Source organism: Enterobacter sp. BIDMC92, assembly GCF_001030225.1.
Lineage (GTDB): Bacteria > Pseudomonadota > Gammaproteobacteria > Enterobacterales > Enterobacteriaceae > Enterobacter > Enterobacter sichuanensis.
Window position 1 is genome coordinate 3250833 of sequence record NZ_KQ087598.1, and the last position, 25665, is coordinate 3276497.

Annotated in this window: 22 protein-coding genes; 14 read left to right on the top strand and 8 right to left on the bottom strand. The window is 54.4% G+C overall.

Going from position 1 to position 25665, the window contains the following annotated elements:
• Positions 1-157 precede the first annotated feature (157 nt).
• The 3 genes from SP99_RS15240 (at position 158) to SP99_RS15250 (ending at position 2759) form a co-directional block, all read left to right on the top strand.
• Positions 158-739, top strand: a complete 582-nt coding sequence (locus SP99_RS15240) for a hypothetical protein (RefSeq protein ID WP_047959109.1) — start codon at positions 158-160, stop codon at positions 737-739.
• A gap of 65 nt (positions 740-804) precedes the next feature.
• Complete coding sequence (nfo, locus tag SP99_RS15245) at positions 805-1662, top strand: deoxyribonuclease IV (RefSeq protein WP_047959110.1); 858 nt, start codon at positions 805-807, stop codon at positions 1660-1662.
• 2 nt (positions 1663-1664) lie between these two features.
• Entirely contained in the window at positions 1665-2759 is a 1095-nt protein-coding gene (locus SP99_RS15250) for a sugar kinase (protein ID WP_047959111.1), read from the top strand.
• Between the two features lie 15 nt (positions 2760-2774).
• On the opposite strand, the gene SP99_RS15255 is transcribed toward SP99_RS15250, so the two are convergent.
• The 6 genes from SP99_RS15255 to fruB form a co-directional block, all read right to left on the bottom strand.
• Positions 2775-4022, bottom strand: coding sequence for a NupC/NupG family nucleoside CNT transporter (locus SP99_RS15255; protein ID WP_047959112.1), 1248 nt, complete (start codon positions 4020-4022; stop codon positions 2775-2777).
• Between the two features lie 93 nt (positions 4023-4115).
• Positions 4116-5054, bottom strand: coding sequence for a pseudouridine-5'-phosphate glycosidase (locus SP99_RS15260; protein WP_025756272.1), 939 nt, complete (start codon positions 5052-5054; stop codon positions 4116-4118).
• On the bottom strand, positions 5042-5983 hold the full coding sequence (locus SP99_RS15265; RefSeq protein ID WP_047959113.1) for a pseudouridine kinase: 942 nt from the start codon (positions 5981-5983) through the stop codon (positions 5042-5044). Before SP99_RS15265 ends, SP99_RS15260 begins: the two co-directional genes overlap by 13 nt.
• Before the next feature lie 277 nt (positions 5984-6260).
• On the bottom strand, positions 6261-7946 hold the full coding sequence (gene fruA, locus SP99_RS15270) for a PTS fructose transporter subunit IIBC (protein WP_047959114.1): 1686 nt from the start codon (positions 7944-7946) through the stop codon (positions 6261-6263).
• A gap of 16 nt (positions 7947-7962) precedes the next feature.
• Positions 7963-8901: a 1-phosphofructokinase gene (gene fruK, locus SP99_RS15275; RefSeq protein WP_014170919.1), complete on the bottom strand. Its 939-nt coding sequence runs from the start codon at positions 8899-8901 to the stop codon at positions 7963-7965.
• Complete coding sequence (gene fruB, locus SP99_RS15280) at positions 8901-10031, bottom strand: fused PTS fructose transporter subunit IIA/HPr protein (RefSeq protein ID WP_047959115.1); 1131 nt, start codon at positions 10029-10031, stop codon at positions 8901-8903. Before fruB ends, fruK begins: the two co-directional genes overlap by 1 nt.
• Before the next feature lie 362 nt (positions 10032-10393).
• Between fruB and setB the strand changes: the two genes are divergently transcribed.
• Positions 10394-11575 (top strand): sugar efflux transporter SetB, encoded by a 1182-nt coding sequence (setB, locus tag SP99_RS15285; RefSeq protein WP_047959116.1) that lies wholly within the window; start codon positions 10394-10396, stop codon positions 11573-11575.
• Here setB and SP99_RS15290 read toward each other — a convergent pair.
• Positions 11572-11826 carry a YkgJ family cysteine cluster protein gene (locus tag SP99_RS15290; protein WP_025756276.1) on the bottom strand — a complete coding sequence of 85 codons (255 nt, stop codon included), beginning with the start codon at positions 11824-11826 and terminating at the stop codon, positions 11572-11574. The two genes, setB and SP99_RS15290, sit on opposite strands and share 4 nt — an antisense overlap.
• Before the next feature lie 163 nt (positions 11827-11989).
• Between SP99_RS15290 and yeiP the strand changes: the two genes are divergently transcribed.
• Positions 11990-12562 carry an elongation factor P-like protein YeiP gene (gene yeiP / locus SP99_RS15295; RefSeq protein ID WP_008500940.1) on the top strand — a complete coding sequence of 191 codons (573 nt, stop codon included), beginning with the start codon at positions 11990-11992 and terminating at the stop codon, positions 12560-12562.
• Between the two features lie 116 nt (positions 12563-12678).
• Here the strand turns inward: yeiP and uxuA are convergent, their stop codons facing one another.
• Entirely contained in the window at positions 12679-13869 is a 1191-nt protein-coding gene (gene uxuA / locus SP99_RS15300) for a mannonate dehydratase (protein ID WP_047959117.1), read from the bottom strand.
• Between the two features lie 203 nt (positions 13870-14072).
• Here uxuA and SP99_RS15305 point away from each other — a divergent pair, with 203 nt between their 5' ends.
• From SP99_RS15305 to yejF, 9 genes are all read left to right on the top strand, one after another.
• Positions 14073-15539 carry a mannitol dehydrogenase family protein gene (locus tag SP99_RS15305; RefSeq protein WP_047959118.1) on the top strand — a complete coding sequence of 489 codons (1467 nt, stop codon included), beginning with the start codon at positions 14073-14075 and terminating at the stop codon, positions 15537-15539.
• A 123-nt stretch (positions 15540-15662) separates the two neighbouring features.
• Positions 15663-16649 carry a CobW family GTP-binding protein gene (locus SP99_RS15310; RefSeq protein ID WP_047959119.1) on the top strand — a complete coding sequence of 329 codons (987 nt, stop codon included), beginning with the start codon at positions 15663-15665 and terminating at the stop codon, positions 16647-16649.
• 33 nt (positions 16650-16682) lie between these two features.
• Positions 16683-17384, top strand: coding sequence for a phosphatase PAP2 family protein (locus SP99_RS15315; protein WP_164881271.1), 702 nt, complete (start codon positions 16683-16685; stop codon positions 17382-17384).
• Between the two features lie 427 nt (positions 17385-17811).
• A complete protein-coding gene (mepS, locus tag SP99_RS15320; protein WP_008500946.1) occupies positions 17812-18381 on the top strand; it encodes a bifunctional murein DD-endopeptidase/murein LD-carboxypeptidase in 570 nt (189 codons plus the stop codon).
• Between the two features lie 127 nt (positions 18382-18508).
• A complete protein-coding gene (locus SP99_RS15325) occupies positions 18509-20065 on the top strand; it encodes a cyclic di-GMP phosphodiesterase (protein WP_047959121.1) in 1557 nt (518 codons plus the stop codon).
• A 74-nt stretch (positions 20066-20139) separates the two neighbouring features.
• The gene (locus SP99_RS15330; protein WP_047959122.1) at positions 20140-21945 is read left to right on the top strand and encodes an extracellular solute-binding protein; all 1806 of its coding nucleotides are present in this window, start codon (positions 20140-20142) and stop codon (positions 21943-21945) included.
• Positions 21946-21954: 9 nt separating this feature from the next.
• The gene (locus SP99_RS15335) at positions 21955-23049 is read left to right on the top strand and encodes a microcin C ABC transporter permease YejB (RefSeq protein WP_047959123.1); all 1095 of its coding nucleotides are present in this window, start codon (positions 21955-21957) and stop codon (positions 23047-23049) included.
• Positions 23049-24074 carry an ABC transporter permease gene (locus SP99_RS15340; RefSeq protein WP_025756283.1) on the top strand — a complete coding sequence of 342 codons (1026 nt, stop codon included), beginning with the start codon at positions 23049-23051 and terminating at the stop codon, positions 24072-24074. Before SP99_RS15335 ends, SP99_RS15340 begins: the two co-directional genes overlap by 1 nt.
• Position 24075: 1 nt before the next feature.
• Positions 24076-25665, top strand: a complete 1590-nt coding sequence (gene yejF, locus SP99_RS15345) for a microcin C ABC transporter ATP-binding protein YejF (protein WP_047959124.1) — start codon at positions 24076-24078, stop codon at positions 25663-25665.

Below are 25665 nucleotides of genomic sequence, written 5' to 3' on the forward strand. Positions count from 1 at the left end.
GTCAGTGCTTACAACATTGCAACTTATGACTGGGAAAAATTGCAGTTAGCTTTTCGCAGTATTCAGGATATACAACGAAGAAAACTGCTAGAAATTGTGATTGACGCACAAACATCCTCTATTGGTGAAGACCGTATGTTCTGGAGGTGCATGGATCATGCACTATAAAACTCTCCTGCCATTAATCATCATTTTGCAATTTCCGGCTTTCGCCGGGTCAGGCGATACGCCAATGCAGACACAACTTCAAGCCAAAGCGGTGCTTGAGCATCGTCTTCGGTTTTGCCGACAGTTTGAAAAGCGTGAAATAAACCCATCAGAATGGTTTGATCTCTGGCTCCAGTCACAACCCATTGAAGTAAGAAGAAAGGTACTTTGGAATTTACATCTGCAAGCCAACGAACGATGCTACGGTGCGGAGCGTGACGCCTACTCAATAGCGCTTATTAATTACACGGCTATAACGGGCGATAGAACACTGCTGGATGACTGGATATCGTTCTATGATGATCCAGGGCTAAAAAGGGATATCCAACTCCCCATTCCTGAAATCGAATACGAGAAACAACTCGAACGGCTTACACTGCTTCCTGCTTTCTACATGCCGTTTGATACGATCTCATCCAGAGACGCCATTGCCCCCGATCAAGAATGGCTACTGTACCAAACTGTCCGGCAGACCTTCCAGCGAACGCCATATATTAAAGGTCTCATCATCAACGGACTGCATATTCAATAACGTAAACCCCTTTTAGATCCGCTATTATTGCCCTTTTCGATGGTGGGTTTAACAGGAGTCCCTTTATGAAATATGTTGGAGCGCACGTCAGCGCTGCAGGTGGCCTTGCCAATGCTGCCATTCGCGCCGCCGAAATTGAGGCGACCGCTTTCGCCCTGTTCACCAAAAACCAGCGCCAGTGGCGCGCCGCGCCGCTCACCACGGATGTGATTGATGATTTCAAAGCCGCCTGTGAGAAATACCACTACGGGCCGGGTCAGATCCTCCCCCATGACAGCTACCTGATCAACCTCGGACATCCGGTACAGGACGCGCTGGAGAAGTCCCGCGAAGCGTTTCTCGATGAAGTACAGCGCTGCGAACAGCTGGGGCTGACGCTGCTGAACTTCCATCCGGGTAGCCATCTGATGCAGATCGATGAAGATGCCTGTCTGGCGCGCATTGCCGAATCCATCAACATCACCCTGGATAAAACTAAAGGCGTGACGGCGGTGATTGAGAATACCGCCGGTCAGGGCAGCAACCTCGGCTTTAAGTTTGAACATCTGGCGGCCATTATTGACGGGGTGGAAGATAAATCCCGCGTGGGCGTGTGCATTGATACCTGCCACGCCTTTGCCGCCGGTTATGACCTGCGCACCACCGAGGCCACGAAAAACACCTTCGACGAGTTCGGGCGCATTGTAGGCTTTAAGTATCTGCGCGGTATGCACCTGAACGATGCGAAAAGCGCCTTTGGCAGCCGCGTTGACCGCCACCACAGCCTGGGCGAAGGTAATATCGGCCATGATGCGTTCCGCTTTATCATGCAGGATGCCCGTTTCGATGGGATCCCCATGGTGCTGGAAACCATTAACCCGGATATCTGGGCGGAAGAGATTGCCTGGCTGAAAGCACAGCAGACAGAACAGGTGGTTGCGTAAGAATGAACGAAAGAGAGAAGCAGATACTCAAGATCCTGCGGCGTAATCCCCTTATTCAGCAAAACGAAATCGCCGATATTTTGCAGATCAGCCGTTCGCGTGTCGCGGCACATATTATGGATCTGATGCGCAAGGGGATGATCAAAGGTAAAGGATATATCCTCACCGAACGGGAGTATTGCGTGGTGGTCGGCGCCATCAATATGGATATTCGCGGCACGGCGGAAATCCACTATCCGCAATCTGCCTCTCATCCGGGCAGCATTCACTGTTCCGCTGGCGGCGTGGGCCGTAATATCGCGCATAATCTTGCCTTGCTGGGAAGAGACGTCCATTTAATTTCAGCGGTAGGCAGTGATTTTTACGGCGAAACACTGCTGGAGCAAACGCGTCAGGCGGGGGTAAATGTCTCCAGCTGTATCCGCTTACACGGACATAACACGTCAACCTACCTCTCCGTCGCAAACCAGCAGGATGAAACGGTGCTGGCGATAAACGATATACAGATTCTGCAAAAGCTGACGCCGCAACTGCTGGACAACTCGCGGGATCTGCTCCGTCACGCCGGGGTGATACTTGCCGATTGCAACCTCACCCCGGAAGCGATTGAATGGGTCTTTACCATCGCGGATGATATTCCGGTCTTTATTGATACCGTTTCTGAATTCAAAGCGGAAAAAATTAAGACCTGGTATTCGCGGATCCATACCCTGAAGCCGACCCAAAAGGAACTTGAGATCCTCTGGGGCAATCCCGTCATTACCGATGCTGACCTGGCCCGCGCAGCGGATTATCTGCATCAGCAAGGGGTTCAGCATGTGTATGTTTACATGAAGGATGAATCGGTTTTTTGTAGCCAGAAAAATGGCGAACAATTTCGTCTTTTCCCGCCTGCGCATCCTGTCGTGGACGGTTTTGGCGCGGATGACGGTTTTATGGCGGGCCTTCTCTATAGTTTTCTGGAAGGGAGCGATTTTCGTGACGGTGCGAATTTCGCGATGGCATGTGCTGCCTTATCACGCGCCAGCGTCAGCCTCAATAATCCTGCCCTTTCAGCTAATAACGCCCTCTATCTGCTCAATACAACCCAGGCATGATGCCTGGGTCATTCTTTATAAACTGATGAAGAAGCCCGCAATCGTCGCGCTCATGAGATTGGAAAGCGTGGCTGCTGCCAGGGCCCGCATTCCCAACTGCGCTATTTCGGGTGCCCGCTGTGGCGCAATAGCGGAAAATGCGCCGACGACAACGCCAATGGATCCAAAATTGGCGAAACCGCAGAGGGCGAAAGAGATAATAGCGATGGTTTTTACATCCAGAGATCCTGCCGTTTGCAGATACGGTGAGAAATTGAGGTAGGCCACAAACTCATTGATTGCCAGCTTCTGACCGATCAGGCTTCCGGCAAGCGTTGCTTCATGCCAGTCAACCCCCATAATCCAGGCCAGCGGAGCCAGAACATAACCAAAAATCCCTTCAAGGGTGGCGTGTTCGTAACCAAACCAGCCACCAATACCGCCAATCATGCCGTTGATCAGCGCAATGATAGCGACAAACGCCATCACTACCGTTGCAACACCCGCAGCAATTTTTAGCCCGGTCATCGCCCCGCTCGCGGCAGCTTCAATAATGCTTTTCGGTGGGGTTTCAGTGAATGACAGGTTATCAAAAGAGACGTTTGACGCTTCCGTCGCCGGGCTGAGGATACGCGCAAACAGGATCCCACCCGGAATGGCCATCAGCGATGCGGCGAGCAGATAATCAATCGGCACGCCCATTCCGGCATAACCAATCATCATCGAGCCAGCAATCGATGCCATGCCGCTACAGATCGCGGTGAACAGTTCATTGCGGTTAAGACGCTCAATAAACGGCTTCACAATTGCCGGGATCTCGTTTTGCCCGAGAAAGATGGTGGTCACGGCAACAAAGGATTCGATCTTACTGATGTGCAGTGCTTTCTGGAAAATACCGCCAAGAAACCGGATAAGCAGCCCCATCACGCCGATGTAATAGAGCAGGCTGATCAGGGCGGTGACAAAAATAATGGCAGGTAACACACGAAACGCGAAGATGAACCCCGCCCCATCAAACAGAACATCCATTTTCGGCCCTACCAGCGAGCCAAAGATAAATGCGCTCCCTGCATCACTGTAGGACATGACTTTGTGTACGCCCAGCGCGGCCTGCTCAACAAGCCATTTACCGGGAGGAAAATAGAGCATAATCCCACCGATGGCGATCTGCAGAACCAGCGCAGCCCCCACGGTACGCAGGCTGATACGCTTTTTATTGACTGACAACAGGAACGCAATTGCCAGTAAAATTACCATCCCCACAACACTTCTCATGATATCCATAACGAATTCCTTTCATGCCAGTAAACCCGGCGTTGTCGCCGGGCCTCAGTTGTGTTTGCCCCTGGTGGTCGACAGCATGCTGACTGAACGGCTTTAACAGGCGAGACGTTGATAGGCTTTCGCTATCTCGCAGGCCAGCACGGCGTTGTTGAAGACCAGTTGGATGTTGGACTTCAGGCTGTCGCCACCGGTCAGATCGGCCACCCGGGCCAGCAGGAAAGGCGTGCTTTCTTTGCCCACGATGCCCTGCTCTTCAGCTTCTCGTACCGCCTGATCGATGGCTGCGTTAATTTTGCCTTCTGCCATAGCGAACGATTCAGGAATCGGATTGGCCACCACCAGTCCGCCGTTCAGACCCGTCTGCCACTTCACGAGCATGGCGCGGGCAATCTCTTCTGCGGTATCGAGACGAATGCTCACGTCAAATGGACTGGTACGACAGAAAAATGCCGGAAGAGAGGTTGTCTGGTAGCCAATTAGCGGGACACCAAAAGTTTCTAAATATTCGGTGGTGAGCCCCAGATCGAGAATAGATTTCGCGCCCGCACACACCACCGTGACATTGGTATGTGCCAGCTCCTGAAGATCGGCAGAAATATCAAACGTGCGTTCAGCACCACGATGAACACCACCGATTCCCCCGGTTGCAAAAACTTTAATTCCGGCCAGCGCCGCAATAATCATGGTGGAGGCAACCGTTGTTGCACCATTTTTTTTGGCTGCTACGACAAACGGTAAATCCCGGCGACTGACTTTTGTGACGCTGTGCCCTTCGCGCCCCAATAACTCAATTTCATCTTTACTCAAGCCTACTTTCATTATTCCGCCAATAATGGCAATAGTTGCCGGAACAGCGCCATGCTGACGAATGGTTTGTTCGACCTCAATTGCCGTTTGTGCATTTTGTGGGAAAGGCATCCCATGAGAAATAATGGTGGATTCGAGCGCGACGACCGGCTTTTTATTTTTAAGCGCGTCCTGTACCTCTGGTGAGATTTGCAGTAATTCAGCATTCAGTGTTAATTCAGACATGCGGATTTCTCCAGTAAGGAAATAACGTTTTCAACAGATAAATCAGGGTTGTTGGTATATTCACAGGCAAGCGCCATGGATGAGCACCCCTGCGCGAAACGTACGGAATCAATAAATGACAAACCATCTACCCAGCAGGAGACCAGCCCGGCCATCATGGCGTCGCCTGCACCGGTCACATTAATGACCTGCGTTTTAACAGGTAATGCCCACCCATGCTCCCCGTTGGCGTGACTGTAGTAAACACCATCCCCCCCCAGGCTCAGTACCAGCCGCGTTAGCCCATGCGCATGGAACCAGGCGGCAACATCCGCAGCGTCGTCACGTCCGGAAAGCGCAATCCCACTGAGGGTTTCGGCTTCCAGTCGGTTGGGTTTCAGCGTGTGGATTTTGTCGAGATAATTGCGAATTTTGATACATTTCCAGGCGGATACCGGGTCTACGAATACCGGTACGCCGCCGGCATTTTCGAGTATCCAGACCAGCGCCTCCTCACTGATATTACAGTCGGCTACAACTGCTGATGCGTGATGAATAAAATCGGCATGTTGCGTTAAAAAACGGGCAGAAATATGTTCGGAAATACTCATATCATTGATAGCCACTAACATTTCACCCGTATTATCGAGCAGTGATAAATAACAGGATGTATTTTCACCGGGCACACACAGACTTTTTTCTACGTGGACACCGCTCTGACGGGTTTGTGTTAATAACATTTCACCGTAAAAATCCTGGCCTACGGCAGTGAGTAGCCATGATGCTTTACCCAGCAATGAAAGATTATGAGCAATATTTCTTCCCACGCCGCCGGGAGAAAATTTTATCCGCCCTGGATTGGAGTCAGCATAATTGAGTGAATCATGTGAATATCCGGCCACATCCATATTGGCTGAACCGATTGTTACTATGTATTCCTTTTTGCGCATAGCACCCCCTCCGGCAAAGCATTGCCATAGTAATGATGTCGCGATTAACGACATCAAAATCTATTAGAGCTTATGTTTGCAAACAAACATGTGTTTGTGTTGCGCATGTTTTGATCAAACGGAATCTGGCTGCAAGCGCTAAAGCAAGTAGTTATGAACAGAATCACATTTTTTAGCGGATATAATTCGGGAAGGCAGGAAAACCTGAGAGACAGGGCACAAAATGAAGAAATAAAAAAGGGCAGAGAATTCTCTGCCCTGGGAGAGAGGATTTATATCACGCCGCTTTCGCCACCACGTCCGCTTCAGGACGTTTGAGCACCGCGTAAGAGAGACCAGCTACCAGCGTACCCGCAACAATCGCCAGCAGGTAACCCAGTACCGGTGTGATGGCGCCAGGGATCAGCAGGACAAACAGACCGCCGTGTGGTGCCATCAGTTTTGCGCCAATCGCCATGGAGATAGCGCCGGTCACCGCGCCGCCAACGATACAGCACGGCAGAACACGCATTGGATCACGGGCGGCGAATGGAATCGCCCCTTCGGTGATAAAGCACAGACCCAGTACCAGCGCCGCTTTACCCCCTTCCTGCTGCGCTTTGTCGAATTTACGACGCGCGATAATCGTTGCCAGACCCAGTGCCAGCGGAGGCACCATACCTGCGGCCATAATGGCAGCCATCGGCGCGTAGGTCTGGGTACTCAGCAGACCAACACCGAAAGCGTACGCCGCTTTGTTCACCGGGCCACCCATATCGGTACACATCATGCCCCCGAGGATCGCACCCAGCAGTACCGCATTCGCAGTACCCATGGTTTGCAGCCAGTGAGTCAGGCCCGCGAGAATGCCTGCAACCGGCTTACCAATCAGGTAAATCATCGCCAGCCCGACCACCAGACTGGAAATCAGCGGGATAATCAGAATCGGTTTCAGCGCTTCCATACTCTGCGGCAGCTTCAGCTTCGCGCTGATAAGCTTCGCGACGTAACCCGCCAGGAAACCGGCAATAATACCGCCGATAAAGCCGGAGCCGGTGCTTACGGCCAGCATACCGCCGATAAGTCCCGGCGTCAGGCCAGGACGGTCAGCGATGGAGAAGGCAATAAAGCCCGCCAGAACAGGTACCATCAGCGCGAACGCAGAACCACCACCGATCTGCATCAGTGCTGCAGCCAGCGTCCCTTGTTCTTTAAACGCCGTAATACCAAAGGCGAACGAGAGCGCAATACACAGACCACCCGCGACCACCATTGGCAGCATGTAAGAGACACCGGTCAGCAAGTGACGATAGGCGCCAGCTGACTCTTTCTTCCCTTCCGTCGCGGTCTGCGTGGTACCGGTAGCCTGATACGGCTTCGCTTCCACCAGCGCTTTATCAAACTCCTGCGCGGTTTTTTTCAGCGCCAGGCCGGTTGAGGTACGGTACATTGGCTTACCGGCAAATTTCGCCAGATCCACTTCGATATCCGCCGCCACAATCACCAGATCGGCTTCCGCCACTTCTTCAGGGGTGATTGCGTTGCCCGCGCCCACAGAGCCACGCGTTTCAACTTTTACCCACCAGCCGCGTTTTTTCGCTTCGGTTTCAATGGCTTCAGCCGCCATGAAGGTGTGAGCCACCCCCGTCGGACAGGCCGTCACCGCGACAATGCGTTTCGGTCCTGCTGCAGTAACCGGTGCCGTGGCAACAGGCGCGCTGTAAACAGACGCATGACCTTTCGCTTCACTCAGGAACAGTTCCGGGTGGGCCACCGCACGATTAATATCGCCCAGCCACACTTTTTTGCCATTCAGCGCACTGTCAGCCGGGATTTTATCGCCCAGGACAATGGCCAGTTCTGCATCACCTGGATTATCGATAATCTCCAGATGCGCTTTTTGTGCCGCCGCGCCCAGCAGGGTCTTCGCCATATAGGCGCGAGCCTGTCCGAGACCGGAGTCAATGATCAGCAGCGTTTTCATTATTCCTCTCCTGCTGTTAGTTAAAAGGTTTTAAGTCAACGCGCGCCATCATCGCGGCTAACTGGGTACGATCGGTAATACCGACATTGCTCTGGCTGACGGCCAGGGCTGCAACGGCGGTGGCAAGACGTAAAGTATGTTCACTGGATTCACGCATCAGCAGACCATAAATCAGGCCGCCAACCATGGAATCCCCTGCACCAACGGTGCTGACAACGTCAACCGATGGCGGTTTGGCGATCCATTCGCCGGACGCGTTAACCCACAACGCCCCTTCTGCACCAAGCGAAATCACCACATGAGCGATACCCTGCTCGCGCAGCGCATGGGCAGCGTCAATCACATCTTTTAATTCTGGCAGCTTACGACCGGCCCAGATCTCCAGTTCACGGCGATTTGGCTTCACCAGCCATGGAGAGGCTTTCAGACCCGCAACCAGCGCGTCGCGGCTGCTGTCAAAAATAATGCATGGGCACTGGCTGCGCAGGCGCGTCATCCAGTCGGTGAACGCTTCCGGGCTCACGCCGGACGGCAGACTGCCGCTGACGCATACCATGTCGAACTGGCCCAGCCAGGTCAGGGAATCGTTCACAAAACGCTCCCAGTCGGATGGAGTCACCTCAAAGCCGGAGAAGTTCAGATCGGTTACTTCACCGTCTTTCTCCGTCAGCTTAACGTTGATACGGGTACGGCCCTGAACAACCTGAAAACGGTTAGCAATGCCCAGCTCGCTGAACAGCTGCTGGAAACCATCCTGGTTATCTTTACCGAGGAATCCCCCCACGGTGACATCGATACCGAGATCCTTGAGCACTTTCGCGACGTTAATCCCTTTACCCGCAGCATGCAGGCCAGTGGTACGCACGAGGTTTACTTCGCCGCGCTCAATTTCCGGGCAAAACCCCACCAGGTCATAAGCCGGGTTCAGCGTAATAGTCGCAACACGTCTGCTCATTATGCGCCCTCCCCCAGACCCGCGGCGATGGCATCGCCAATTGCTTTCAGCGCCTGTTCAGCATCCGCACCCTGCGCGGTGAAACGCAGACGGTGACCTTTCTTCACGCCCAGCGCGACAACTTTCATCAGACTACGGCCGTTGGCCGGTTTGCCCGTGCCATCAAGATTCGCCACGGTGATCTCACTTTCGAATTGTTTAATGGTATTCACCAGCATGGTGCCGGGACGGGCATGCAGGCCGTGTTCGTTACGCACCACGAACTCTGCGGTCAGCACGTCATCCGTCAGCGCATCATCACTGGTCAGCAGTGCCAGCACGGTGGAGGCATCAGCGTTCAGCAGTTTTTCAGCTTGGTTGTTCAACAGCAGATCGCCCAGACGTTTCAGCACGGAAACCGGCTGTTCATCGTTCATCGCCACGGTCACCAGCATGGCTGCACGTTCACCGTCTACGTCAAACGCGCTGGCCGCGCGGCTCACGGCGATAGCACTGCGCAGGTTGCCTTCAGCACTGTCGTTCAGCCAGATACCCTGACCCAGATTCAACGGCTTATCGTTGATCACGCGCGTTACGAAGGTGGCATCCGCCGCGCCGGCTTCCTTCAGGCGACCCGCGTTTAGCGCCTGCAGCGTCACCAGGTCGGAGGCCACCACGTCCAGCGTCAGCGTTTCATTATCCAGTTTCAGCGCTTCACTCTGTTTTTCGCCCATCAGCAAGGCGCGCAGCTCTTCCGCTGTCGTGGCGGATTTGAGCTGTTCAGCCACCGCGTCATCGCTCAGGACGTGCGTCAGCTGACGCAGCAGGCCTAAGTGTTCGTCGCTGCTGGCCGCGATACCGATAGCCACATAGGCCACCTGCCCCTCGCCCCAGAGCACGCCCTGCGGGAACTGATAAACCTTAACGCCGGTTTTCAGCACCTGATCGCGGGTGTCCGTCGTGCCGTGCGGAATGGCAATGCCGTTGCCGAGGAAGGTTGAGGTCTGCTGTTCGCGCGCCAGCATGCCGTTTACGTAGCCGTCCGCGACGTTACCCGCCTGCACAAGTGCAGCGGCAACCTGGCGAATAGCCTCTTCTTTATCCCCGGCCTGAGCGCCCGGGTGGATATCCTGAACAGATAACTGGAACATGGTTCTCCTCTCCTGCTGAACTTGAATCGTTTCAGCTTAAATGAGAAAAAATGCGCTAGCCTGCTCCGTTTGTTAAAACAAGATAGCGCTGAAACGTTTCAAAAAGTCTTGCGCTTTCTGCAATTCCTTGCAAGTAAACTCGTATTTCTGATGTCAGAATTTAGAGATACAGCACATTTCTTATTCCTTCAGCTGAATTTTGCTGAAGTTCAGCAAGTCAGTTTCAGCTAAGGTCAGCCGGGGAGGATGCAAGATGAAATGCCATTTTGATTTTTCGTGGCATCATTGACCGCAGCCACTGTTTATTTTTTAGCTGACGGCGTAAACTCCGCTCCCTCTCTGTTACTCGCTAATTATAAAACATGCATAACACCCCTGCGGCTGCCTCGCCGAAGCCCTTTGATTTGACCTCTGCGGCATTCCTCATTGTTGCCTTCTTCACGGGTATTGCCGGTGCGTTACAGACGCCGACGCTGAGTTTATTTCTGACCAATGAAGTCCACGCCCGTCCGGCAATGGTCGGCTTCTTTTTTACCGGAAGCGCCATCATCGGTATCCTCGTCAGCCAGTTTCTGGCAGGGCGTTCCGACAGAAAAGGCGATCGTAAAAGTCTGATCGTCTTCTGCTGCCTGCTCGGTGTACTGGCCTGCGTTCTGTTTGCCTGGAACCGTAACTATTTTATTTTGCTGTTCATCGGCGTGTTCCTGAGCAGCTTTGGCTCGACGGCGAACCCACAGATGTTCGCCCTTGCCCGCGAGCACGCCGACCATACCGGACGCGAAGCGGTGATGTTCAGCTCTGTTATGCGTGCTCAGGTGTCGCTGGCATGGGTGATAGGGCCGCCGCTGGCTTACGCGCTGGCGATGGGTTTTGGCTTTACGGTGATGTACCTGAGTGCGGCCGTTGCGTTTGTCGTCTGCGGCGCGCTGGTGTGGTTCTTTCTGCCGTCAATGCGCAAAGAGCCCAAAGTGGCAACGGGTGTGCTGGAAGCCCCGCGCCGTAACCGCCGCGATGCCCTGCTTCTCTTTATTATCTGCACGCTGATGTGGGGCACCAATAGCCTGTATATCATCAACATGCCGCTGTTTATTATTGATGAACTGCATCTGCCGGAAAAGCTGGCGGGCATTATGATGGGCACCGCCGCCGGGCTTGAGATCCCGACCATGCTCATCGCGGGTTACTACGCGAAGCGTTTCGGAAAGCGTTTTTTAATGCGCATAGCCGCCGTCGCTGGCCTGCTGTTCTATATTGGTATGTTGACGGTTCACACGCCGGGGCTGTTGCTGGCTTTACAGCTGCTGAACGCCATTTATATCGGCATTCTCGCCGGGATAGGCATGCTCTACTTCCAGGATCTGATGCCGGGCCAGGCAGGTTCCGCCACGACCCTGTATACCAATACCACCCGCGTGGGCTGGATTATCGCCGGTTCAATGGCCGGCGTCGTGGCTGAGATCTGGAACTATCACACCGTGTTCTGGATTGCGCTGGTGATGTGCACGCTGACGCTTGGCTGTCTGGCGAAGATTAAAGACGTTTAAGGCGCGGTGAGCGCTTCCAGCTCAAGCAGGTACGTCATCGCCTGCTCGCGCGTGGTGCCGCACATTTCGGCTGAGGGCTGAAGCCCGGAACAGACCTTCGGGCGCAACGGTGAGCCAAAGATCATACACAGGTTAGTCTCTGAGAGCTGAACGCAGCGGGTATTGGCAGGCTTGCCTTCGGGCATTCCTGGAATGGGACTTGAAATGGACGGTGCAGTACAGCACGCGCCACAATCTGGACGGCAATCCATAAATGCTCTCTTCGCTGACGAACGCCCGCTCAGTCGGGCATCGCGCGCACAGTAACACCTTTTGTGTATTGATAGCAAAAGCCACGAATTCCTCTTGCCTGAAAGGCCGCGCACGAGTAATTTGGCGCGATATTTTTTACCTCCCGTAAACAGGATTACTGCAATGCCAAGAGCGAACGAAATTAAGAAAGGTATGGTACTGAATTACAACGGCAAATTGCTGATTGTGAAAGATATCGACATTCAGGCCCCGAGCGCCCGTGGCGCAGCAACGCTGTACAAAATGCGTTTCGCCGATGTCCGTACCGGCCTGAAAGTGGAAGAGCGCTTTAAAGGTGACGATATCGTTGATACCGTGACCCTGACCCGTCGCTACGTTGATTTCTCCTACATCGACGGCAACGAATATGTATTCATGGACAAAGAAGATTACACCCCGTACATCTTCACCAAAGATCAGATTGAAGAAGAGCTGCTGTTCATTCCTGAAGGCGGTATGCCTGATATGCAGGTTCTGACATGGGATGGCGTGCTGCTGGCGCTGGAACTGCCTCAGACTGTCGATCTGGAAATCGTTGAAACGGCACCAGGCATCAAAGGCGCATCTGCGAGCGCCCGCAACAAACCGGCTACCCTGACAACCGGTCTGGTTGTGCAGGTACCGGAATACCTCTCAGCGGGCGAGAAAATCCGCATCCATATCGAAGAAAAACGCTATATGGGTCGTGCTGACTGATTGCGGCTTTTGCCCGGTGGCGCTACGCTTACCGGGCCTACGAAAAACCGGCCCTGAAGCCGGTTTTTGTGTTTTTGTAGGCCGGGTAAGGCGAAGCCGCCACCCGGTAATTTCGCTTACAGAAGCTCCGGATACTTCGTCATCTTCAGCGCCAGCTCCACACCGCGCACTTCCGCCATCCCTTTCAGACGGCCAATTGCCGAATAGCCAGGGTTGGTTTTCTTACGCAGATCGTCGAGCATCTGGTGGCCGTGATCGGGACGGAATGGAATAGGACGTACATCGCCCGCCTGCTTACGACGCACCTCTTCCGCCAGAATAGCGTCCACCACCGCAACCATATTCACATCACCGCCCAGGTGCGCGGCTTCGTGGAAGGTTTTTGGGTTCTCTTCACGGCAGGTCGCACGCAGATGCGTGAAGTGGATACGATCGCCAAAGGTTTCAATCATCCGCACCAGATCGTTATCCGCACGCACGCCGTAGGAGCCGGTACACATGGTAAAACCGTTGTAGATGCTGTTAACCGTCTCCTTCAGCCACTGCATATCTTCAATCGTGGAGACGATACGCGGCAAGCCGAGGATCGGACGCGGTGGATCGTCCGGGTGTACGGCCAGGCGAACCCCAACCTCTTCCGCCACAGGAACAATGGCGCGCAGGAAGTACGCCATATTTTCACGCAGCTGGTGCTTATCAATATCGCCGTACTCCGCCAGACGCGCGCGGAACTGATCCAGCGTGTATCCCTCTTCAGCACCCGGCAGGCCAGCAATAATATTGCGGGTCAGCTTTTCAATGTCCGCGTCGCTTGCCGCGTTAAACCACGCCAGCGCCTGCTGCTGCTCTTCCGCGGTATAGTCCGCTTCGGCGCCCGGGCGCTTCAGAATGTGCAGTTCGAATGCCGCAAAGGCAATCTGATCGAAACGCAGCGCTTTTGAACCGTCCGGCATCTGATATTCAAGGTCAGTGCGCGTCCAGTCCAGGATCGGCATGAAGTTATAGCAGACGGTATCAATGCCGCAGGCCGCAAGGTTACGAATGCTCTGCTGATAGTTCGCAATCCAGGTCTGATACTCCCCGGTATGGGTTTTGATATCCTCATGAACCGGAATACTTTCCACGACAGACCAGGTTAATCCCTTCTCCGCCAGCAGCGCCTGGCGCTGTTGAATTTCCTCCACCGGCCAGACCTGACCGTTAGGAATGTGATGCAGTGCCGTGACAACACCCGTTGCGCCAGCCTGACGCACATCATCAAGAGAAACCGGATCGTTCGGCCCGTACCAACGCCAGGTTTGTTCCATTACCCCACCCCCAAGTTGTTATACCAATATGTGTTCCTACGATGACGACTACCATACATGTTTGCCATGAGGGGTCAATACACCACCACACATTGATTGATCAAACTCACAGAACCGGGATATTTACGGCTCACCAATTTAATTTGCTGTCATATAACTTTACACTGGCATTGTTAATTAATGGTTAATCAGGTGTGTATTTCATGAAGACAATTGCCTCCACCTCGCTTCCTGCTCACGTTCAGCAACCTCGCTACGATCGCGCGCAATTACGCTCCCGCATCGTTCATTTTGGCTTTGGTGCCTTTCACCGCGCGCACCAGGCCTTGTTAACAAACCGGGTGCTGAATGAAAAAGGCGGCGACTGGGGGATCTGTGAGATCAGCCTCTTCAGCGGTGATGTGCTGATGAGCCAGCTGCGCGCGCAGGATCATCTGTTTACCGTGCTGGAGAAAGGTGCTGAAGGCAATCAGCCGATTATCGTCGGCGCCGTCCATGAATGCCTGAACGCAAAGCTGGACTCCCTGTCCGCCATTATTGAGAAATTTTGTGAGCCGCAGGTCGCGATTGTGTCGCTCACCATCACCGAGAAAGGCTATTGCATCGATCCTGCGACCGGTAAACTGGATCTGCACAACGCGCGGATCGTCCACGACCTTGAAAATCCGTCTGAACCGCATTCTGCCCCGGGGATTCTGGTCGAAGCACTCCATCGCCGCCACGAGCGTGGCCTGCCCGCCTTTACCGTGCTCTCCTGCGACAATATCCCGGATAACGGGCACGTAGTGAAAAACGCGGTGCTGGGCATGGCGCAAAAACGTTCCGCTGCGCTGGCGGAGTGGATCGAAAGCCACGTCAGTTTTCCGGGCACGATGGTCGACAGGATTGTCCCCGCCGCGACTGACGCTTCGCTTGCGGAAATCACCGAAGCGCTCGGCGTTGAAGATCCGTGCGCCATCAGTTGCGAACCGTTTATTCAGTGGGTGGTGGAAGATAACTTTGTCGCGGGCCGTCCCGAGTGGGAAGTGGCAGGTGTCCAGATGGTGCAGGATGTACTGCCGTGGGAGCAGATGAAATTACGCATGCTCAACGGCAGCCACTCTTTCCTGGCGTATCTCGGGTATCTCGCGGGCTATGCGCACATTAATGAATGTATGGAGGATCCCTCTTTCCGTAATGCCGCCCGTCGGCTCATGCTCGACGAACAGGCGCCCACATTACGTATTCAGGATGTCGACCTCACCGCCTACGCCGATAGCCTGCTCGAACGCTTTGCGAACCCGGCTCTCCAGCACCGTACCTGGCAAATCGCGATGGACGGTAGCCAGAAACTGCCCCAGCGCATGCTGGACGGGATCCGCATCCATCTTGAGCGAAAAACGCCGTGGCCACTGCTGGCGCTCGGCGTGGCCGGCTGGATACGCTACGTCAGCGGCACCGACGACCGTGGCAACGCGATTGATGTTCGCGATCCCCTCAGCGATAAAATCCGTGCGGTTGTTGATGCCAGCGACGAGGCCGATCGCGTCAACGCGCTGCTGGGGCTGAGTGAAGTCTTTGGTCACGATCTGGCGCAAAACCGCATTTTTGTTGAGGCGGTTAACCAGGCCTACCAGCGTATCAGCCGCCACGGCGCGCGTCAGGCTGTTATTGAAACGTTAAATATTTAACGATTATTGCGCTTAACGCGAACGGAAAGGGTCTCCGTTCGCCCTTCCCCTTCTCATTGGTCACGTTTTTCGTCAGGATAAGAGAACAGTGTTATCGCATCACCCTTCTCTCCCGGAGCGCACGTGACCAAAACCAACCTCATCACCGGTTTTCTCGGCAGCGGAAAAACCACCTCCATTCTTCACCTGCTGGCAACTAAAGATCCAGCCGAGAAATGGGCCGTGCTGGTCAATGAATTTGGCGAGGTAGGCATTGATGGCGCACTGCTGTCATCCAGCGGCGCGCTGATTAAAGAGATCCCCGGCGGATGCATGTGCTGCGTCAATGGCCTGCCAATGCAGGTGGGACTCAACACGCTGCTGCGTCAGGGCAAACCCGACCGCCTGCTGATTGAACCCACCGGACTGGGCCACCCGAAGCAGATCCTCGATCTACTGACCGCCCCGGTTTACGAGCCGTGGATCGATCTGCGCGCCACCCTGTGTCTGCTCGATCCACGCCTGTTGCTCGATGAAAAAGCCGTCGCCAATGAGAACTTCCGCGACCAGCTCGCCTCGGCTGACATTATCGTCGCCAATAAAGAAGATCGCGCCACGGCTGAAAGTCAGGCGGCACTGGAAGCGTGGTGGCAGCATTTCGGCGGTAATCGTACGCGGGTACAGACCACCCAGGGGAAAATAGACAGCGCCCTGCTTGATCTTCCTCGTCTGAACCTCACCGAGCTGCCCGCCAGCGCGGAGCACGCGCACAGTCATCCGGTTAAGCAGGGTCTGGCTGCCCTCAGTCTGCCGGAGCATCAGCGCTGGCGCCGCAATCTGAATAGCGGTCAGGGATATCAGGCCTGCGGATGGATCTTTGATGCTGAAACGGTCTTCGACACCATAGGGATCCTGGAGTGGGCCAGACTTGCCCCCGTCGATCGCGTGAAAGGGATTATGCGCACGCCGGATGGACTGGTACGGATTAACCGCCAGGGCGACGATTTCTTCATTGAAACGCAAAACGTGGCGCCGCCAGACAGCCGTATAGAGTTAATTAGTGCGGTTAACACCGACTGGAATGCCCTGCAGTCCAGCCTGTTGAAGATTCGTTTAAGTTCGGGCGGCTAACGTTGCCCCAGTTTTCACTCTATGCTGAATGTTATGACAACGCGATTTCCCCTGATATTACTGCTTAATGTCGCCGGTCTGGCGCTTTTCTTCTCCTGGTATATCCCGGCGAATCATGGTTTCTGGTTCCCGCTGGATTCGACCATTTTTCACTTCTTCAACCAGGAGCTGGTTAAGAGCAACGCCTTCCTGTGGCTGGTGGCTCTCACCAACAACCGCGCCTTCGACGGCTTCTCTCTGCTGGCCATGGGCTGCCTGATGCTCTCATTCTGGCTGAAAGCCGATAACGCGGGACGTCGACGCATTCTGATTATCGGTCTGGTGATGCTGCTGTTCGCGGTCATCATTAACCAGCTGGCTACCGCGATTATTCCGGTTAAACGTTCAAGCCCAACGCTATTCTTCACCGATATTTATCGCGTCAGCGAGCTGCTGCATATTCCGACAAAAGACGCGTCGAAGGACAGTTTCCCCGGCGATCACGGGATGATGTTGCTTATTTTTTCCGCAATTATGCTTCGCTATTTCGGCAGGAAAGCCTTTGCAATAGCCCTGATTATTTTTGTGGTTTTTGCCTTCCCGCGCGTAATGATTGGCGCCCACTGGTTCAGCGATATTGCCGTCGGTTCGCTCTCCGTTGCGCTGATTGCGTTGCCGTGGTGTCTGATGACGCCACTGAGTGACAGAATAATAGGCCTGTTCGATCGCTATCTTCCGGGCAAAAAGCAACAATAATTAAACAAACATCTAACTCAAATTAACGTTAATCATCAGGGATCGACATGATCCCTGATAGCCTTCCCGCCACGATCGTTTCCCGCTGTCATATTTCTGTCATCAGTTTCATGATAAAAATGAAGCAATTGCGCGATAACGCGTCGGATCTGACCGTATTTTAAGCAATTACGAATTTTTACTTTCTGTATCACAATTTCTTATAAAAAAAAGGCTTTTTTTACTCGCAATACCCCGGGCAATCGGTTAATCTCGAACTCGTTTTGCCCCATAGAGATAATGATTTCGCTGGTGAATAATTTTGTGCGCTGTGCCACAAATGTGATCAGAAAGAATTGTCTCAATGTGAACAGATAATTAGTCTCGTCACGTTTGGCATTTTTATAACGATATTTGTCGTTAAGGACTTCAAGGGAAAATAAACAAAATGGTCAAATCTCAACCGTTTCTGAGATATATATTACGGGGGATCCCGGCGATAGCAGTCGCGGTACTGTTGTCTGCATGTAGTACATCGAACACCGCAAAGAATATGCATCCTGAGACGCGTGTTGTGGGAATGGAAGATTCCTCGTCACTGCAAGCCTCTCAGGATGAATTTGAAAATATGGTACGTAATCTGGACGTGAAGTCCCGCATTATGGACCAGTATGCTGACTGGAAAGGCGTACGTTATCGTCTTGGCGGCAGCACAAAAACAGGTATTGATTGTTCCGGTTTTGTACAGCGTACGTTCCGTGAGCAGTTTGGGTTAGACCTTCCGCGTTCAACGTATGAACAGCAGGAGATGGGCAAGTCGATTTCACGTACGAAACTGCGCACCGGTGATTTAGTTCTGTTCCGTGCAGGTTCTACAGGTCGTCATGTTGGCATCTACATTGGTAATGACCAGTTTGTACATGCCTCCACCAGCAGCGGTGTGACCATTTCCAGCATGAACGAACCGTACTGGAAGAAGCGTTACAACGAAGCGCGCCGTGTTCTGACCCGCAGTTAAGATGACAATTGTATCGTTGGTTATCCCTTGGCTGGCGATACGATGAAAAAAAGCACTGCTTCGGCAGTGTTTTTTTTTGCCCGTTACACTGAATACATCCAGCGGCATTTCAGGAATCACGACGTCTATGTTCACCCGCTACTTTTCCAGCAATCGCAAGATTCTGTTCATCAGCATTATCACGGGTCTTATCGCCGCCCTGCTCCTCGGGTCATTGCAGTTTTTCTGGAGCTACCACAAGCGGGAAACCAAATTCGACACCCTGATTCACGATATCTCCATCTATATGGAGAGCTATTTCGATGAGTTAAAAAACGCTGTCGATATTCTCCAGCCGCTCACGTTGAACACCTGCCAGGAGGTCAATCAGGAGCTCACCTCGCGCGCCGCCTTTAGCATTAACGTTCGCGCCTTCCTGCTGGTAAGAGACAAAATGGCATTTTGCTCATCGGCCACCGGCCCGATGAATGTCCCGATGGAGGAGCTGATACCGGAGCTGCACATCGGTAAACCGATTGATATGGCGTTGCTACCGGGCACCCCGATGTTGCCCAATAAACCCGCGATTGCCATCTGGTACCGTAACCCGTTAGTGAAGGATGGCGGTGTGTTCACCTCGGTGAATATCAATCTGACGCCTTACCTGCTCTATACCGCGCGTCAGGACGAGTTTGCGGGCATTGCCATCATTATTGGTGATAATGCGTTGTCAACGCGATCCAGCAGGCTAGTCAAAGCGCATGATTTACATGATATCCCGGCCCGCACCGCGACGCTGAAAGAGGTCCCCCTGACCATAAAACTGTATGCGGACGCGTGGACCAGCGATGAAATTCTCTATGCCCTGTTCTTCGGGCTGGTATGCGGTATTGCTGCCGGATCGCTCAATTACTACATCCTCAGCATTCGGCTCAATCCGGGTAAAGAGATTTTAAGCGCCATTAAGCGTGGTCAGTTTTATGTGGTTTATCAGCCCGTCGTTGATGCCAAATCGCTCCGGATGACCGGGCTTGAAGTGCTGATGCGCTGGAAACATCCGACAATGGGAGAAATTCCGCCAGATGCATTTATCAACTTCGCTGAAGCGCAGAAGCTGATTGTCCCGCTGACGCTGCATCTCTTTGATCTGATTATTCACGATGCCCCCGTGTTACAGACCCTTCTTCCCCCTGGAGCAAAAGTGGGGATCAACATTGCGCCCGGACATCTGCATGCGGAAAGCTTCAAAGACGATATGCGCACCTTCAAAGCGCTACTGCCGCCGGATTACTTCCAGATCGTGCTGGAAATTACCGAGCGCGACATGCTTAACCATCGGGAAGCCAACAGCCTCTTCGAGTGGCTGCATAATGAAGGCTTTGAGATAGCCATTGATGATTTTGGTACGGGCCACAGTGCGCTAATTTATCTTGAGCATTTCACCATGGACTATCTCAAAATCGACCGCGGTTTCGTGAATGCCATTGGTACCGAGACCGTAACCTCGCCGGTGCTGGATGCCGTGCTCACGCTGGCAAGGCGACTGAATATGTCGACCGTCGCCGAAGGGGTGGAAACGCCGGAACAGGCCGCCTGGCTGCGTGAACATGGCGTCAACTTCCTGCAGGGATACTGGATTAGCCGCCCGATGCCGCTGGCACAGTTCCGTGAATGGCGACCGGACATGTCACCCGACGGTGAATAATTTCACATTGCCTGCGGCGTCACTTATTATTCAGCTTAACCGAGCCGGTCTGTAAAAGAGGGAGCCGCCGCGAGATGCTTATGCGCGTTATGTTGCTGATGTTGGCATTCACGAGCCTGTCCAGCCAGGCGCAAGCCATCAAAGAAAATATCGCCTTCGCGGTGATTGGCGAGCCGAAATACGCCGTCAATTTTACCCACTTCGATTACGTTAACCCTGACGCGCCGAAAGGCGGAAAGGTCACGCTTTCCGCCACGGGAACGTTTGACAACTTCAACCGCTTCGCCCTGCGTGGGGTGGCGGCGGCGCGAACGGAATCGCTTTACGATACGCTCTTTGTCACGTCTGATGATGAGCCCGGCAGCTACTATCCGCTGATTGCCGGGAATGTGCGTTATGCCGATAACTTCGCCTGGGCGGAAATCACCCTGAACCCCCGGGCACGTTTTCACGATGGCACACCGGTTAAGGCCAGCGACGTCGCCTTCACCTTTCATAAATTTATGACCGAAGGCGTTCCCCAGTTCCGCATTGTCTATAAGGGGGCGTCAGTCAGAGCCATTGCGCCGCTGACCGTACGCATTGAGCTGAGCGAACCGAACAAAGAGAATATGCTTAGTCTGTTCTCGCTGCCCGTGATGCCTGAATCGTTCTGGAAGAATCATAAGCTAAGCGACCCGCTCTCGACGCCACCGCTGGCAGGCGGTCCCTATCGCATCACCGACTGGCGCATGGGGCAGTATGTGGTCTACTCCCGCGTTAAAGACTACTGGGCGGCTGACCTGCCGGTAAACCGCGGGCGCTGGAACTTCGACACCCTTCGCTATGACTACTACCTTGACGATAACGTGGCGTTTGAGGCGTTCAAAGCCGGTGCCTTCGATTTACGCGTAGAGAGCAGCGCCAAAAACTGGGCGACCCGCTATATCGGGAAAAATTTCGCCAAAGGCTATATCGTTAAGGACGAACACAAAAATGCGTCTGCCCAGGACACGCGCTGGCTGGCGTTTAATATTCAGCGTCCGGTATTTACTGACCGCCGGGTGCGGGAAGCCATTACCCTGGCCTTTGATTTTGAATGGATGAACAAAGCGCTGTTTTACGGCGCCTACAGCCGCGCTAACAGCTATTTCCAGAATACCGAGTATGCCGCGCGTGATTATCCGAAAGCGGACGAACTGGCCCTTCTGACGCCGCTGAAAGCCGAGCTCCCCCCGCAGGTGTTCACCCGTGTCTTTCAGCCACCCGCGTCAAACGGTGACGGTTACGATCGCGACAACCTGCTGAAAGCCAGCAAGCTGCTGGATGATGCAGGCTGGCACCTGAAGAATCAAAAACGGGTTAATGCCAAAACGGGTCAGCCTCTCAGCTTTGAACTGCTGCTCTCGTCCGGGGGCAACGATCAATGGGTACTGCCGTTTAAGCATAATCTTGAGCGTCTGGGCGTAACCATGAACATTCGCCAGGTCGATAACGCCCAGATCACCAGCCGCATGCGCAGCCGGGATTACGACATGATGCAGCGCCTGTGGCCCGCGCAACCGTGGCCCAGCTCGGACCTGCAAATCTCCTGGGCCTCCCGCTACATCGACTCCTCGTACAATGCTCCGGGCGTAAAAAGCCGGGCGATTGATGCGCTGATTGCGAAAATTGTGGCGGCGCAGGGAGATAAAGAAAAGCTCGTGCCGCTTGGGCGCGCCCTCGACAGAGTGTTAACCTGGAATTACTACATGCTGCCGATGTGGTACATGGGTGAAGACCGCCTCGCGCGCTGGGACAAGTTCTCCGTGCCTGCCGTGCGCCCGGTCTATTCCCTCGGCTTTGATACCTGGTGGTATGACGTCAACAAAGCCGCCAGACTTCCCGCTGAGCGGCGATAAGGAATCATCATGGGTGCGTATCTTCTCCGCCGTCTGCTGCTGGTCATCCCCACCCTGTGGGCCATCATCACGATTAACTTTTTTATCGTGCAAATCGCCCCCGGAGGGCCGGTCGATCAGGCGATTGCCGCCATTGAATTTGGCAACAGCGGCGGCATGCCCGGCGGGGGCGGTGAAGGCATGGGCGCGAGCCATGCGCGAACCGGCGTGGGGAATATCAGCGAAAGCCATTATCGCGGCGGACGCGGTCTGGATCCGGAGGTGATCGCCGAGATCACCCATCGCTACGGCTTTGACAAACCGATTCACGAGCGCTATTTCAAAATGCTCTGGGATTACATCCGCTTTGATTTCGGCGACAGTCTGTTTCGCAGCGCGTCAGTGTTGACGTTGATTAAGCAGAGCCTGCCGGTTTCGATAACGCTGGGGCTATGGGGAACGCTGATCATCTATCTGGTCTCGATTCCGCTCGGGATCCGCAAAGCAGTTTATAACGGCAGCCGCTTTGATATCTGGAGCAGCACATTCATCATCATCGGCTATGCCATTCCGGCGTTTCTGTTTGCCGTCCTGCTGATCGTCTTTTTTGCCGGGGGAAGTTATTTTGACCTCTTCCCACTGCGAGGGCTCGTCTCCGCCGATTTCAGCACGTTGCCCTGGTACCAGAAAATAACCGACTATCTCTGGCATATCACCCTGCCGGTTCTGACCACCGTCATAGGCGGGTTTGCCGCCCTGACCATGTTGACCAAAAACGCCTTTCTCGATGAAATTCGTAAGCAGTACGTCGTCACCGCCCGCGCCAAGGGCGTGAGCGAAAAGCAGATCATGTGGAAACACGTGTTCCGCAACGCCATGCTGCTGGTGATCGCCGGATTTCCAGCCACGTTCATCAGTATGTTTTTTACCGGCTCGCTGCTGATAGAGGTGATGTTCTCGCTCAACGGCCTGGGTCTGCTGGGCTATGAGGCCACCGTGTCGCGTGATTATCCGGTAATGTTTGGCACGCTCTATATTTTCACCCTGATTGGCCTGCTGCTGAATATTGTCAGCGATATCAGCTATACGCTGGTCGATCCCCGAATCGATTTTGAGGGCCGCTGATGCCGCGTTTAAGCCCCGTCAACCAGGCCCGCTGGGCCCGCTTTCGCCACAACCGCCGTGGCTACTGGTCGCTGTGGATCTTTGCCGTGCTATTTGTGTTGAGCATGTTTTCGGAACTGATCGCTAACGATAAGCCGTTGCTGGTGCATTTTAATGACCGCTGGTACGTGCCTGTTCTGGTCAGTTACAACGAAAGCGACTTTGGCGGCCCATTTGCCACGCCGGCGGAGTATCAGGATCCGTGGCTTCGCCAGCAGATTGAGCAACACGGCTGGGCGCTCTGGGCCCCGGTGCGCTTTGGCGCAAACAGCATTAACTTCGCCACGACGACCCCCTTCCCTTCTCCGCCCTCCGCGCAAAACTGGCTGGGAACGGATGCCAACGGTGGCGACGTGCTGGCGCGCATCCTGTATGGCACCCGTATTTCGCTTCTCTTTGGGCTGATGCTGACCATTTTCTCCAGCGTGCTGGGCGTCGTGGCGGGTGCCGTTCAGGGCTACTACGGGGGAAAAATCGACCTCTGGGGCCAGCGGGTGATTGAAGTCTGGTCAGGCATGCCAACGCTGTTTCTCATCATTCTGCTCTCCAGCGTGGTACAGCCCGGCTTCTGGTGGCTGTTAGGCATCACCGTCCTGTTCGGCTGGATGGCACTGGTAGGCGTCGTGCGCGCGGAATTCCTGCGTACCCGCAATTTCGACTATATTCGTGCCGCGCAGGCGCTTGGGGTCAGCGATCGCGGGATCATCTTCCGCCATATGCTGCCGAATGCCGTGGTAGCCACACTCACCTTCCTGCCGTTTATTCTGTGCAGCTCCATCACTACCCTCACCTCACTCGATTTCCTGGGCTTTGGTCTCCCGCTGGGTTCGCCGTCGCTCGGCGAACTGCTGCTGCAGGGTAAGAACAACCTGCAGGCGCCGTGGTTAGGCATCGCCGCTTTTCTCTCCGTGGCCGTGCTGCTTTCACTGCTGATTTTTATTGGCGAAGCCGTGCGCGATGCCTTCGACCCTAACAAGGCGGTATAAGATGACCCAGCCTCTTCTCAGTATTGATAACCTGTCGATTGCTTTTTCAACGCAGGGCGAGACGCGCACCGTGGTCACCGATCTGTCGCTGCAGATCCAGCGCGGTGAAACGCTGGCCCTGGTGGGGGAATCGGGGTCCGGCAAGAGCGTATCTGCCCTTTCCATCCTGCGCCTGCTGCCGTCTCCGCCGGTGAGCTACCCGCAAGGGGATATTCTGTTTCACGGCAGTTCACTGCTGCATGCCGATGAACACACCCTGCGGGGCATTCGCGGCAACAAAATCGCCATGATCTTCCAGGAGCCGATGGTTTCGCTCAACCCGCTGCACAGCCTGGAAAAACAGCTCTATGAAGTGCTCTCCCTGCACCGGGGGATGCGCAAAGAGGCGGCGCGGGGAGAAATTCTGGATTGTCTTGAGCGAACAGGCATACGCAATGCGGCCAAACGGCTCAATGATTTTCCGCACCAGCTCTCCGGCGGCGAACGCCAGCGCGTGATGATTGCCATGGCCCTGCTCACGCGCCCGGAACTGCTGATAGCCGACGAGCCCACAACGGCGCTCGACGTGACGGTACAGGCTCAAATATTAACGCTGTTGCGGGAGCTGCGTGACGAACTCAATATGAGCCTGCTGTTTATCACGCACAACCTGAGCATTGTGAAAAAGCTGGCCGACAGCGTCGCGGTAATGCAAAACGGGCGATGTGTGGAACAGAATATCGCCTCCACGCTGCTGAACGCGCCACAGCATCCTTATACGCAGCGCCTGCTCGACAGCGAACCCGCCGGCGATCCGGTTCCTCTCGATGCGGACAGCGCGCCGCTGTTGCGCGTTGAGGATCTGTCCGTCTCGTTCCCGATCCGCAAAGGTATTTTGCAGCGCATTGTCGATCGAAACCCGGTGCTGAAAAACCTCCGCTTCTCGCTGCGTCCTGGCGAATCCCTGGGGCTTGTGGGCGAATCCGGTTCGGGTAAAAGCACCACCGGTCTGGCGCTGCTGCGCTTAATTGCCTCGCAGGGCGAGATCCTCTTTGACGGCATGCCGCTGCACCGCTGGAACCGGCGGCAGATGCTGCCCGTTCGTCCACGCATGCAGGTGGTTTTTCAGGATCCCAACTCCTCGCTTAACCCGCGGCTCAGCGTGTTACAGATTGTCGAAGAGGGCCTGCGCGTGCATCAGCCCGCCCTGAGTGCTCAGCAGCGCGAGCAGGAGGTGAAACGGGTGATGGTTGAAGTGGGTTTAGATCCCGAGACGCGTCACCGCTATCCGGCTGAATTCTCCGGCGGGCAGCGCCAGCGTATCGCGATTGCCCGCGCGCTGATCCTGAAACCAGAGCTGATTATTCTGGACGAACCAACGTCCTCTCTGGACAGGACCGTACAGGCGCAGATCCTGGCGCTGCTCAAGGGGTTACAGGAAAAACACCGGCTGGCCTATATTTTTATCAGCCATGATCTACAGGTGGTGAGGGCGCTGTGCCATCAGGTGATTGTGTTGCGACAGGGAGAAGTGGTCGAGCAGGGTGAGTGCCAGCGCGTATTCACCGCGCCAACGCAGCGCTACACGCGCCAGCTGTTGTCGGCAGACTAG